This is a genomic window from Pseudanabaena sp. BC1403, assembly GCF_002914585.1.
GTDB lineage: Bacteria > Cyanobacteriota > Cyanobacteriia > Pseudanabaenales > Pseudanabaenaceae > Pseudanabaena.
Window position 1 is genome coordinate 141,313 of sequence record NZ_PDDM01000013.1, and the last position, 13,302, is coordinate 154,614.

The 13,302-nt window shown below is 38.8% G+C and carries 11 protein-coding genes and 1 pseudogene; 8 read left to right on the forward strand and 4 right to left on the reverse strand.

Annotation, left to right across the window (positions count from 1 at the left end):
* Positions 1–117: 117 nt before the first annotated feature.
* The gene (ylqF, locus tag CQ839_RS13550; protein WP_103668814.1) at positions 118–957 is read right to left on the reverse strand and encodes a ribosome biogenesis GTPase YlqF; all 840 of its coding nucleotides are present in this window, start codon (positions 955–957) and stop codon (positions 118–120) included.
* Between the two features lie 88 nt (positions 958–1,045).
* Here ylqF and CQ839_RS13555 point away from each other — a divergent pair, with 88 nt between their 5' ends.
* Positions 1,046–1,870 (forward strand): TPM domain-containing protein, encoded by an 825-nt coding sequence (locus tag CQ839_RS13555; RefSeq protein ID WP_103668815.1) that lies wholly within the window; start codon positions 1,046–1,048, stop codon positions 1,868–1,870.
* Between the two features lie 155 nt (positions 1,871–2,025).
* Here CQ839_RS13555 and CQ839_RS26030 read toward each other — a convergent pair.
* Together CQ839_RS26030 and CQ839_RS13560 are read right to left on the reverse strand one after the other, a co-directional pair.
* Positions 2,026–2,115, reverse strand: a pseudogene (locus CQ839_RS26030) (hypothetical protein); the annotation flags it as partial.
* A 151-nt stretch (positions 2,116–2,266) separates the two neighbouring features.
* The gene (locus CQ839_RS13560) at positions 2,267–2,587 is read right to left on the reverse strand and encodes a chlorophyll A-B binding protein (RefSeq protein WP_258040732.1); all 321 of its coding nucleotides are present in this window, start codon (positions 2,585–2,587) and stop codon (positions 2,267–2,269) included.
* 86 nt (positions 2,588–2,673) lie between these two features.
* On the opposite strand from CQ839_RS13560, the gene CQ839_RS13565 reads away from it, so the two are divergent.
* From CQ839_RS13565 to CQ839_RS13590, 6 genes are all read left to right on the forward strand, one after another.
* Positions 2,674–4,164 carry a serine/threonine-protein kinase gene (locus CQ839_RS13565; protein WP_103668816.1) on the forward strand — a complete coding sequence of 497 codons (1,491 nt, stop codon included), beginning with the start codon at positions 2,674–2,676 and terminating at the stop codon, positions 4,162–4,164.
* Between the two features lie 523 nt (positions 4,165–4,687).
* Positions 4,688–5,254 carry a hypothetical protein gene (locus tag CQ839_RS13570; RefSeq protein ID WP_103668817.1) on the forward strand — a complete coding sequence of 189 codons (567 nt, stop codon included), beginning with the start codon at positions 4,688–4,690 and terminating at the stop codon, positions 5,252–5,254.
* Between the two features lie 412 nt (positions 5,255–5,666).
* Entirely contained in the window at positions 5,667–6,233 is a 567-nt protein-coding gene (locus CQ839_RS13575; protein ID WP_103668817.1) for a hypothetical protein, read from the forward strand.
* Between the two features lie 280 nt (positions 6,234–6,513).
* Entirely contained in the window at positions 6,514–6,960 is a 447-nt protein-coding gene (locus CQ839_RS13580) for a hypothetical protein (RefSeq protein WP_103668818.1), read from the forward strand.
* A gap of 22 nt (positions 6,961–6,982) precedes the next feature.
* Positions 6,983–7,795 carry a hypothetical protein gene (locus CQ839_RS13585; RefSeq protein WP_103668819.1) on the forward strand — a complete coding sequence of 271 codons (813 nt, stop codon included), beginning with the start codon at positions 6,983–6,985 and terminating at the stop codon, positions 7,793–7,795.
* Between the two features lie 124 nt (positions 7,796–7,919).
* A complete protein-coding gene (locus CQ839_RS13590; protein ID WP_258040733.1) occupies positions 7,920–10,640 on the forward strand; it encodes a carboxypeptidase-like regulatory domain-containing protein in 2,721 nt (906 codons plus the stop codon).
* A gap of 65 nt (positions 10,641–10,705) precedes the next feature.
* Here CQ839_RS13590 and CQ839_RS13595 read toward each other — a convergent pair whose 3' ends face one another.
* Positions 10,706–11,587 carry a response regulator transcription factor gene (locus CQ839_RS13595; protein ID WP_103668821.1) on the reverse strand — a complete coding sequence of 294 codons (882 nt, stop codon included), beginning with the start codon at positions 11,585–11,587 and terminating at the stop codon, positions 10,706–10,708.
* Positions 11,588–11,909: 322 nt separating this feature from the next.
* On the opposite strand from CQ839_RS13595, the gene CQ839_RS13600 reads away from it, so the two are divergent.
* Positions 11,910–13,124: an ABC transporter substrate-binding protein gene (locus tag CQ839_RS13600; RefSeq protein WP_103668822.1), complete on the forward strand. Its 1,215-nt coding sequence runs from the start codon at positions 11,910–11,912 to the stop codon at positions 13,122–13,124.
* Positions 13,125–13,302: the final 178 nt, after the last annotated feature.

The following is a 13,302-nucleotide window of genomic DNA, read 5'->3' on the forward strand; positions in this document are numbered from 1 at the left end:
AAGTCAGTTAAAACTGACTAAAGAAAGCCTCAAACTAACCTGTTTCAGCAGGTTTAAGCTTTTAGCCCGCAATTTATTGCAGGGCAGATGCGTAAGTCCTAATTTAATTTTAGATACTTATTGAGGTGGCATTTCTAGAGCGATCGCCCCTAGTTTGCCCTTACGGAAATCATACAAAATTAGCCTTGCAACCTTATCTAAATCGCCTTGAAATTTATTTAAAGCCGCAACTTCATGAATATACTCAATCCCTGAAGTTACCGTAGCAGGATCGATGACGTAACGACTGCTCAACTTAGCATTGAGCTTAATCAACAAATCCACAGCTTCCGCTGCCACTAAGACATTGTCGTAGGCAGCCTGACCAATATCATCACAAATAGCAAGTTTCATCGCCGCATCTTGGTCATGGAGCAAAGGTGGAATTACCCCAGGGGTATCGAGCAACTCGATCTGATCAGAAATCCGAATCCAGCGCAACTGGCGGGTTACTCCCGCTTTATTGGAACTCGCCACCACCCTTTTCTTTAGCAACCTATTAATCAGCGCCGATTTACCGACATTGGGGAAACCGACTACAACTGCCCGTACAGGCCTTGGCAACATGCCCCGACCGTGCCGCCGTTCATTTACTTTCTCGCCTGCAACTTGAGCCGCCTTGAGCAAATCCACCATTCCTTTGCCCGCCTGAGCATCAGTGAAATACGCCATGCGATCCTGCTCGGTAAACCATCGCATCCACTGTGTTTTTACGTTCGAGGTGATGGCATCAATGCGATTGCATACTAAAATATGAGACTTTCCCTCCACCCATTTTTCAATTTTCGGGTGCTTACTAGACATCAAAATGCGCGAATCACGCACTTCAATGACCACATCAACCAATTTTAGTTGTTCTAATAATTGCTTTTCAGCTTTGGCGATATGACCTGGATACCACTGAATTGGGCTTGCCATAGGAAAAAAATACGGAGAGAAAGTATCTTTAACTATATACTGTTGCTAAGATATTAAGAAATATTAAGATAAACCTTTAATAAAAATCATGACTAATCCAACTCTATGGAGATATTTGCAGAGATTTAGCGTGGTCGCGATCGCCATAATTCTGCCATTAGCGATCGCCTTTACACATATTCCTACTGCTCATGCTTTTGATGCACCAGAGTTATTGCCCGAAAAATATACAAATGTAATCGATTTAGGCCGATTTTTAACTGATTCTGAAGAAATAGCCCTTGATCAAAAGTTAACTAAATTTGAAGAACAAACAGGCTGGAAATTGCGTGTTCTTACCCAAGTCGATCGCACCCCAGGTCGAGCAGTCAAAGAATTTTGGGGACTAGATGAGAGCAGCATTATGCTTGTAGCCGATGGACGCGGACGTAACTTACTAAACTTTAGCGTTGGTGATGCAGTGTATCCATTGCTATCACGCAGCTTTTGGATTGAGCTACAGTCACGTTATGGTAATCAGTTCTACGTGCGTGAGCAGGGATATGATCAATCGATTTTGTCTGCTATTAATGCGATCGCAACTTGTCTCGATCAAGATGGCTGTGCAGTTGTGCCTGGGATTCCTCAAGAGCAATGGATTTTGACGTTGGTTACTTCCATTGTCGGTGGCGTGATATTTGGGTTTGCTGGTCATCCTCGGAAAGAAGGCGAAATCTTTGCTTGGAAATGGGCTCTAATTTTTACCCCACTTTGGGGAATGTTGTTTATCTCTTTTGGTTTAGGTCCTGTCCTAGTTCGTACTAGCGAGTGGATTCCCATAGTCCGTAATGTGGCGGGTTTTGTCGGTGGCGCAGTGGTTGCTTATCTAATTCCTTCACCCCAAAAAGTGCCCCCAACGCCTGAAGCGAGGTAAACAATCTCTTTTTTGAATCCAGAAACAAAAGACTTTTGTTTCTATTGCCCCTAAATCTCTGTAATTATACCAAAGCACAAAGTGGCGCAGCCATTTTGTGCTTTTAAAACCCTTACAGGGTCTGATTTTTAATTCACAGAAGTGTTGTCACACTTTTATGAATTGGTATTAAGTACTATCCAGCAATTCTCATTATGAAGCCGATTTTGGCATTTCCAGCACCGAAGGTGCTGGAAATGCCAAAATCGGTTGTTTGAAAGCCCGCCAACGGCGGGCTTTCAAACAACCGATTTTTATAATGAGAACCGCTGATCAATATCGGACGTTTATCTTTGGTTTTCCATATTTTAGTAAATTTATAGATTGCTGTTTCAGCAAATTTAGCAATATCTATAGTTACTCTGAGTCTTTAGTAGCCTTGACTGCATAGTAGCCTAGCAATGTAGCAACTGTAAAACCTGTGAAGAAGAGTGCAAACAAAACACTAATCCCTCCAGTAATACCAACTTGAGCGAGAATACCTTTGCCAGTCAAAACTTCATTAGCAAAGCCCGCAACTAATCCAATCATAGCCATCCGACCGTTCCAAGTCTCAGCAAAGTTACTGAACCCAAATACACCTGCACCTGTAGGATTTACATTAAGACCAACAGTTTTGCTATCGGTCTTGGAAATATTTTTATCAACTGCTGAGATTTTAGTTGGTGTATTTATCATGATTAATTCCTTTCCTACAGAAGCTTTATATTAGTTAATTAAACTTTACATTTAATATAAACAAATGTAAATCCACCATCAGAAATATGCCCTACTGCCTCAACCCTAGCTGCCAGAAGCCAAACAATCCCGAAGGTGGGAGATTTTGCATGAATTGTGGTAAAAACTTGCCGCTTAAAGGGTTATACGAAGCGATCGCCTTAATTGGGCAGGGAGGTATGGGGCGAGCTTTTCAAGCAAAAGATTTAGGGCGATTGGGACACCCCTGTGCAATCAAGCAATTTCTGCCCCAGTTTCAAGAGGCTGAGTTAATGAAAAAGGCGATCGCTCTATTTGAAAGTGAAGCCGCTCAACTTAAAGCGTTAGGATCTCATCCACAAATTCCTGAGTTAATCGCCTATTTTGAGGAAGATGGATGTCTATATCTAGTACAAGAACTTATCGATGGTGAAAATCTCTATATCGAATTGCAGCATAACGGCATATTTAGCGAATCACAGATCTACGAATTATTAGTAAATATCCTTCCCGTTCTCCAATTCATTCATGATCGCCAAGTTATCCATCGCGACATCAAACCCGACAACATTATTAGGCGATCTTTAACATCTCCTGAATTAGTTCAAGATGAGGGAAAAAACAATTGCCAATCACCTATTCCCAATTCCCCTCAAAACAATTTCGTTCTCGTTGATTTCGGAGCCGCTAAAGCTTTTACTACCGATACCGCCAATCGCACAGGCACATTAATCGGTAGTGCCGAATATATTGCCCCAGAACAAGCAAGGGGAAAGGCTGTCCCTCAAAGTGATCTCTATAGTTTGGGAGTAACTTGCATTTATTTACTGACAGGAATTTCACCCTTTGATTTATATGATGATGAAAGCGATCGCTGGATTTGGCAAGCAAATCTGCAAACTTCTATTTCCAGTCATTTAGCAAGGATTCTCGATCATCTATTAGAGAGAGCAATCTCCAATCGCTATCGTTCTGCTAACGAAGTCTTACATGATCTGCAATCTTTAGCGATTAATGCAGATATTAATGCTGGTAGTTTAGGAGTTAGTTATATTCCTCTAGGCAATAGTCCTCAAATAGAAGAATTAATTGAAGCGCTAGATCTAGGGCAATGGCAAGAAGGCGATCGGCTAACGAATGAAATTATTTTGGCACTTGTCAATAAAAATAGAATTGCGCAACTAACTCCCAATGATATTGAGCAGATTTCCTGTGATATCTGGATTGCGATCGATCAAGCATGGATGAAATCCAGCAATAATCGCTTTGGGTGGAGTACCCAACAGCAGATTTGGCGAAATCTTGGCGGTAGATTGATCTATGAAGAAAATAACTATTGGGAATTTGCTAAGGTCTATGAGAAGTTTGCCGATCGCGTCGGATGGCGTAAACCACGTTGGTTAAATCTAGAATTTTCTCCGAAAATATGGCGCAAATATGAGAATTTGACCTTTGCGATCGCTGCACCACAAGGACATTTACCCAGTTTATTTTTTTGGGAAGGATTTAATTTGATCGATCCTGTTTTCTACCGCTTAGCAGTCTGTCGTCAGAAATAGTTGTTTATAGCAATATAAGAGATAGCCATAACCTTTAAATTTGGGGGTAGGGGCTAATCACCCCGTGTTTGCCCTGCTTCGCTACCAGCAAGAGATTCATGATCTACGTTCTACATAACATCAGTTAAGGATTAATATCAGGGTATTCCCTGATATACACAACTAGATAAAGGCGATAGATTACATATATAGGCAACGGGGGAGAAATGTAAGCTTTGCTATAGCTATAACCTTTAAATTTTGGTGTAGGGGCAAGCACCCCGTGGTTGCCCTGCTTCTCTACCAGCAAGCGATTCATGATCTGCGTTCCACATAACATCACTTAATGATTAATATCAGGGAATACCCTGATATACACAACTAGATAAAAGCGATAGATTACATACATAGGAAACGGGGAAGAAAGATACGGCAAAAGAGACAAAGCTCCAACGCTATATCAATTCTTAAAAAGTATTCATTCAAGAACTATTTATAGATGGATAAAACCATCTCATTGAAACTAAAAAGAGAGGAAAAACACATGCTATCTACTTCACTTCGCCGCGTTTTGGTTGCTTCTGGTCTTGCTGTCGCTACATCTTTCACAGCATCTGCCGCTTTTGCTGCTCCTACAACAGCTAACTCGACTGCGGGCTTTACTGGAACTATCGATCCATCATGTGCTGTACAGACTGGCTTCGCAAATAATGCAACAAGTAAATTGGCTTACACAGCAAGTGCTTATACAGGTTCGGGTGCTGGCGGTGTTTTAAAGCTCTCCGCAAACCAAAGCGCTGTATTTAACTGCAACAGTGATACCGTAGGCGTATCAACCGATGTTGCATTGACTCAACCCACTGCACCAGCAAACGCAACTTTGCTTGCAGGTACTCACACAACTACAATCTTAAATGCAAATCTAGCAACCGATACTGCAAATGCTAATGGTGCAGGTACTGCTAAAGTTACTGGTACTGGTTGGGTTACAGATACTCAGGGTAACATCAGCATTAACGTTCTATCTGAATGGAATCCACAAGCTACTGGACAAGAATTGTTAGATGGTGTTTATACTGCTGTTGCTACTGTAACTGTGACTCCTAACTAATCCAAGCAAAGATCAATATATGATTCCACTTTGCCAAATCTCAAACAAATTTTAGTCGGCATTTCAAGCACTTGTACAAATCGGCACAATTAAAAAGTAGAATCAAACCCTGTACCACCTGCTTTGCGGGTGGTACAGGGTTTTGGTTTTTATATTTAATTATGCCTAGCTACTTGATATGGATTAGGGTTGCCATAGTAAGTAATTACACTTAAGGATTAATATCAGGGAATACCCTGATATACACAACTAGATAAAAGCGATAGATTACATACATAGGAAACGGGGAAGAAAGATACGGCAAAGGAGACAAAGCTCCAACGCTATATCAATTCTTAAAAAGTATTCATTCAAGAACTATTTATAGATGGATAAAACCATCTCATTGAAACTAAAAAGAGAGGAAAAACACATGCTATCTACTTCACTTCGCCGCGTTTTGGTTGCTTCTGGTCTTGCTGTCGCTACATCTTTCACAGCATCTGCCGCTTTTGCTGCTCCTACAACAGCTAACTCGACTGCGGGCTTTACTGGAACTATCGATCCATCATGTGCTGTACAGACTGGCTTCGCAAATAATGCAACAAGTAAATTGGCTTACACAGCAAGTGCTTATACAGGTTCGGGTGCTGGCGGTGTTTTAAAGCTCTCCGCAAACCAAAGCGCTGTATTTAACTGCAACAGTGATACCGTAGGCGTATCAACCGATGTTGCATTGACTCAACCCACTGCACCAGCAAACGCAACTTTGCTTGCAGGTACTCACACAACTACAATCTTAAATGCAAATCTAGCAACCGATACTGCAAATGCTAATGGTGCAGGTACTGCTAAAGTTACTGGTACTGGTTGGGTTACAGATACTCAGGGTAACATCAGCATTAATGTTCTATCTGAATGGAATCCACAAGCTACTGGACAAGAATTGTTAGATGGTGTTTATACTGCTGTTGCTACTGTAACTGTGACTCCTAACTAATCCAAGCAAAGATCAATATGTGATTCCACTTTGCCAAATCTCAAACAAATTTTAGTCAGCATTTCAAGCACTTGTACAAAAAATAGTTAAGAGATTTTGCCTTTAGCTAAAAGTAACAATTAATAACCGATAACCTGTATAAACAAGTTATCGGTTACAATTTTTAAAATACTAAAGTTATTTACAAGATGTTAATATTTAAACCTCTTGTAATCATCGCTAAATATATTCCCTACTAAAAGAGATTAAAGCCGTTTCAGATTGCTATAGAAAAAGACAAATGAGAAAACTAATTTTTGTAGCTTTTGTAGTAATACCTAGCCTTAATCCTTCTGAAGTATTTGCACAACTATCTTTGACCTGCCCTTCCACAGGTAGCCTAGCGCTAAGTGGTCAATATACTTTTATTACAGCAACTCCTGCACAATGTAGCCTAGTAGTTGATAATACTGTTAGCAGTATTGGCGTTACTATTAGTCTATCGAATGCCATTTTAAATTCAATTAGTGGCTCAGCCAAGACAGATCCTTCTGGTACTACGACAACAGCACAATTAACCTATAGCAATGGTGGAAACAAGAGTGTAAATCAGAATGCCAGTATAACTGATACCTTCTCAGGATCGTCTACTACTCCTATGGCAATAAGTATGCAATCAACAAGACCCAATAAATTCTTTGCAGGTACTTACGCTTACGGAGTCACTATAAATATAACTTCACCTTAAAATTATCAAGACGTAATAACTAATGTTGAAATTACCATCCATCAAGCAAAGTATTTCCGTTATTACAAGTATTGGAATTTGGGGATTGTTACTCTCCCAAAAACCAGCCGACGCTCAAGTTAATATATCGCCTCTAGTCATAACTACTAAAGCCAAGCAAGGAACTGCCACAGGTTTTATTACCCTAGTTAATACTGGTAATGCTGTCGCAACAATGAAGTTATACGCCAATCCCTTTACCTATGGTTCTAAGGGTTTCCAAGTTTTAGACTCTAGTCCAAATGATTTATCACCCTATCTCATTTTTTCTCCAACCGAAGTAGTTTTAGAACCAAAACAAACCCGTAGGGTTAGATTATTAGCCCGACTCTTGCCTAGCATGAACTTAGGGGAGTATCGATCTGTCATTTTTGCTGAGCCTGTCAAGCCACCAGATAATCTCAATAAGACAGGAGGTTTGAGCCTTAATACCCGCGTTGGAGTAGTAGTATATGTTCGTCAAGGTGAAATTCGTGAAAGCTTAATTCCCAAAGAAATTAACTACGATACTAAAACTAAAGAGCTCTATTTGTCAGTTCACAATGAAGGGAACGTTACTGTCCGTACTCAAGGCAAATGGGAATTAAAGCAAGAGGGAAAACAAAGTTTAGATGGGCAAATTTCTACGATTACTATTATTTCTGAAGGAATGAGAAATATCCCCATCACCATTTCCAAAAATCATCAAAAAGAGACTATCCCATCTGGGAAATATCAACTTACAGGAGAATTGTTTTGGGGAGATCCGCTTAATCCTACACAAGTACCGTTCAATTTTCCAGTTACTATTCCATAGCAGCTGAGTTTATCAACACTCCATAAACATGAAGCTTGTATCCGAGACTCATACAAGGCTAGTTAATTTATGCCTAAATACAGCGAAAATTTGCACGATCAGTGTATTTCTTAGCGTTTTCTGTATGGATGTACTAGTCAATGCTCAAGGGGTAAAGAAAGAAACCTCTAGTAATCAGCCTACGCATCCAAAAATTACGATTCCAGCAAATCAGCAAAATCTAACTTCTAAAACTCCTCCCGTTACTCCAACTAGCCCCACGCCAAGCCCCAAATCATCCCCAAAATTTTCCATTTTACCAATGGGCGTTAATCTTGGGACAAATAATGTCATTCCTTCCGTAACAGTCAAAGGCTTAGAAAATGGGAAAGAAGCTATTGATTTTAACAACTGGCTAATTCCATTTGCAGATGTAACCAAAGCCTTACAATTCAATGTGACTCCCAAAGATGACGGGCATCTGGAATTACGATCCGTAGGCTCAATCATTACAATTGATCCCAAAGTCCTCATTAATGATCCAGATATTGGTCAAGCCATTTCTATCGAGCAAATTAGAAATCTGTTAAAAACCCCCGTTGAATTTAGTCTAGCCGAATATGCGATCGTTTTTTCTCCATCTTGGTTAACTACCAGAATTAGCAATAGACCATATCAAGAACAAGAAGCTCCAGTTAACTTAGATGGGTTACAACAAGTTCTACCTCCTTTTTTCAGTCTTACGGGAATTTCTTTACGAACGAATTTAAATCAAATTCAAACTAAAAACCCTAATAATTTTAATAATAGTTTTAATAATATTTCTAATAGTAATTTCAATGCCAACTCAGAATTTAAAACTATAGGTAGTATTGCTGGCGGGAGCTTATTCTCAAGGACTCAGCAACTTAATAACAATGGAATTACCAGTTGGCAGCTAAATGAACTGCAATATTTTCATCCTAGTCCTTATTCAGACTATTTAATAGGTACTCAGTCACCATTTTGGAGTAGATTTGATCGCAACCAAAGTGATTATTTTGGTGTGACATTAATTCAGCGTTTAGGTTACACAGCAGCAAATAATGCCAATTTTTCCTATGGTGGCGTAACACCTCAACAAAGGCTTAGTGCCAACGAATTAGTCCGCAACATTGCAGGTGAAGCTCCCCCTGGCACTTTAGTTCAATTAGTCACCCAAAATGGCGCTTTGATTGTTGCAGAAAAACTCGTAGATAGTTCTGGGAAATACTATTTCAATAACGTGGTGACTGCTAATAACTCTTTAACGGGTAGTGGAAATATTAATTATAAGCTCCTACTTTATCCATCAGGAAACTTAAGTACTACGCCAGAAGAAGTTTCTTTAAATTACCGTAATTTACAAACTCAAGTTAGTGAAGGAAAATCAGCTTTTATTATTAGTGCAGGGGCAAATCGTATTTCAGGAAATGACAATTTCTTCGGTAATCCTGGTGACTTTAAAGGTGGATTAGCTTATTATTTGGGACTAACAGATGAAATCACCTTTGGCGCTGGATTAGTCTATGATTCCTATACTCAATCATATGGCGAAATACTATATCAACCTATGAATTCACCTCTAACTTTTAGAGTTGGAGCATTGGTTGGTTATAAAATTAATTTTAATGCTGATATTAGCTATATAACCAATAGTTTCAGCTTAAGACTTGGAGGTGACGAAAAATCTTTTGTTTCCAACGTATACTGGACATTAAGTCCACAATTTGCTCTATTTTCCAATTGGTACTCTGGTGGAATAAACAATAGTTTAGAATCAGGGCTTAACTTAAATCTAAATCCGATATTCTTAAGTTTAAGTTACAATACTGACAAGGGATTTAATGGATTTTTACGTGCTAATTTAGCTCCGTTTTTATTCAGTATTAATAAATACGGTCAACAAATTTCTTCTGAATTGATCTATAACCTCGCTAATAAACGTTCCTTTACTTCTAGTGATACTGCCATTAGTATTAACTATGAGACTAGTGACAACAAATATTTAGGAAGTCTTAATTTAGTTTATCGGACTCCTTGGACGGATAGAGATGGCAAGAGTTTATTAGACTTATCAATTGGTTATGGTGTTAGCTCTCAAGGAAATGGATTAATTGCATCTGCATCTACAGCTATTCTCCCGGGAGTAGGGTTAAGACTAGCCTATAGTCAAGTTGGCTTAAATAATAATAATTCTTCGATTAGTCTTAGTCTCTTCACTAGTATTTTATTGCAATCTGGCGTAGATTTGAGTAGTGACGAATCAAAATTAGATAAGTTACGCACTCAGGGAGGTATCTTCTTACAGCCATTTTTTGATAAAAACAACAATGGAATTCGAGATGGTGAAGAAGGTCTTTACACTGAAGAGATAGAAGCACTATTCCTAATTAATCATCAAACTTTTAATAGGTTTGGAATATCTCGCCCAAAAATTGTTAGTGAAGGAGCTTTATTTGAGCTGCCACCAAATACTTATCGATTAGACCTAGATCCAGCAGGCTTTCCTCTTGGGTGGAAATCCTTACAGTCAGTCTATGCAGTTACAGTTGCTCCTGGTGCTTACACAACTGTTTTAATCCCTTTTGTTCCATCCTATGTAGTTACTGGAAGGGTGATAAATAAAGAAGGAAAGCCTATGATAGGAGTGAGTGTGGAATTTGTATCCCAGAGCAATCCCCAAAAACGAGTTACATCAATAACTAACAATGCTGGAATTTACTATTTAGAAGATTTAAATATAGGTATTTATAGCTTATTTACTAATGGTAATCCTGTCCAACCCAAAACCTTAGAAATAAATTCAGATTCCAAGACTTTTCTAGAACTAAATTTACAGCTATAAGTTTTCTGTTTGATTCTGGGTATTCCACTTTGATCCACCTATACAAGATCAAACTTATCTCTAAGCTAATCTTCATACAAATCAATCAGTCCTGTACGAAACGCATAGCGAATTAACCCTGCAAGATCATGGATATTGAGGCGATCCATTAACTGACCACGATGGGTTTCAACCGTTTTGACACTAATATATAATGAGTTCGCAATTTCTTTAGTTGTCATTCCATTTGCTACAAGCTTTAAGATTTCACGTTGGCGTGGAGTTAACCGTTTATCATCAGAGCTAGGATTTTCTTGGCTGAGAGGTTGTTGAAGTTGCTGTAATAGTTGATCATTAGGTTGATCATTTAAATTAAGGCGATGATTTAACCTTACTGATATATCTTCTAATACTTTTGCCACATCTAAACTGATAGATCGTTCATCAGCTATCTCTTTTATGGACTTTCCTTGATTGAATAATTGTAAAATTCTATGCTGGCGTGGTGTCAGCCTTAGTTTTTCAGAAAGTCTCTTTTTATAGAAATTTTTCTCCTTCTTATCAACATGATGAATATTAGTATGATGCTGAGCATATTGAGCATATCTGCTGAGTTGAAAGGCGATCGCAGCTACTAACTCACGAGCCTGAGGCGGTTTTGCCAGATAGTCATCTACTCCAAGTTTCATCCCCTTTCGCCACTCATCAATACTCAGGAAATCCGTTAAAAAAATAAAAGGAATATTGCCTATCTCTGGATCTAGGCGTAATTCTTGCAAGACTATATAGCCGTTTAAATCAGGAATATCAACATCACAAATAATTAAGTTCGGATAAAATTTTTGAGCCACTTGCAATCCAGCTCTTCCATGGCTGGCTTCTGCAACTATAAATCCTTTATCCTTCAAAATATCAACGATTATGCCCCTAAGCTCATCTTCATCTTCAATAACTAAAATCCGTTGCATAGATTGATTTTTAATTTAGTAAATTATGGATAATTACTGAGAAACTCTATTTTGCGCAGTTTTCTAAATAGTTATCTGCTTTTCATTAAAGCGCACCAAAGTACAAAGGGCGAAATATTAGTTGCTAATTACCTATAGAGCGACAAATTTACCAAATATTTTTAAATATGGAAAATATCTTCTAATATATTTCGTATTAAGACAGCTAAAGCGACAAAAATATTTGAGTTCCTGTCAAACTAGTCACAATATTTGAATGAACTCTATTAAGCGATCACTATTTTGGTAATCTATTTTCCAGAATAATGATTTTGTAGAATCTATGAAAAAACTTTTTAGCTATGCGATCGCTACATTTATGTCCTGCTTGCTAGCGGTGGCTTGTACTCCAGCTAACAATAATACCATCACTCCCAACAGTCCCACAACAAGCGGCAATCAATCCTCAATCCCCATTGGCATAGCCGTTGCCCAAACTAGCAACGTTGCCCTACTAGGACAGGAACAGGTCACAGGGGTCAAAATTGCTGAGACTTATTTCAATAAATTAGGTGGAGTCAATGGCACACCGATTCGTTTAGTTCTCCAAGATACAGCAGGTGATGAACAAGGTGCAATTAACGCTTTTAATACGCTAATCTCTCAAGATAAAGTTGTTGGTATCGTTGGTCCCACACTCTCACAACAAGCATTTAGTGCTGATCCGATTGCAGAACGTGCAGGCGTACCCGTGATCGCACCCTCAAATACTGCTAAAGGAATTCCTCAAATCGGTAAATATATTTCGCGTGTATCAGCTCCCGTTGCTGTAGTTGCTCCTAATGCGATCGATGCCGCTCTCAAAATCAATCCTCAAATCAAGAAAGTCGCCGTCTTCTTCGCTCAAAACGATGCTTTTAGTAAATCAGAAACAGGTACTTTCCAAGAGACCGTTAAGCAAAAAGGTTTAGAACTAGCAACCGTACAGACCTTCCAAACTACTGACACTGATTTTCAATCCCAAGTAACTAATGCGATTAACATCAAACCCGATTTAATTATCATTTCAGGATTATCAGCCGATGGAGGAAATCTCGTCAAACAGTTGCGTGAACTTGGATATAAAGGTCTAATTATCGGCGGAAATGGGTTAAACACGTCCAATATTCTGCCAGTATGTAAAGCGCTCTGTGATGGAATCATCATTGCTCAAGCCTATAGCCCTGAATTGAAGAACGAAGTCAATACTGCATTCCGTCAACTCTACACTGAACAAAATAAAAAAGAACCACCACAGTTTAGTGCTCAAGCATTTACAGGAGTCCAAGTATTTATCGAAGCATTACGTATTATCGATAAAACTACTAAGCTAAGTACACTAGCACTACCACAACTCCGCACACAGCTAAATGAAACATTACTAGCAGGCAAATACGTTACTCCTCTCGGTGAAATATCCTTCACTCCTGAAGGTGAAATCGTCCAGAAACAATTCTTTGTCGCTCAAATCAAAATGGATGCTGACGGTAATAGCGGCAAGTTCGCATTTATTAAATAACAAAAAGGCGATGAAAGTTAATTCTTTCATCGTCCTGTAGCAAAACCTATATAAGAATTTAAGCTTATATACCTACAAGGCAGAAAGCAAAAAAGAGATAGATAACAATGTTAAATGTTAACTATCTCTTTCCTGCTTTTTAAAATTAAGCTTGGCATCGAGCTATTTTCCCGTAGGG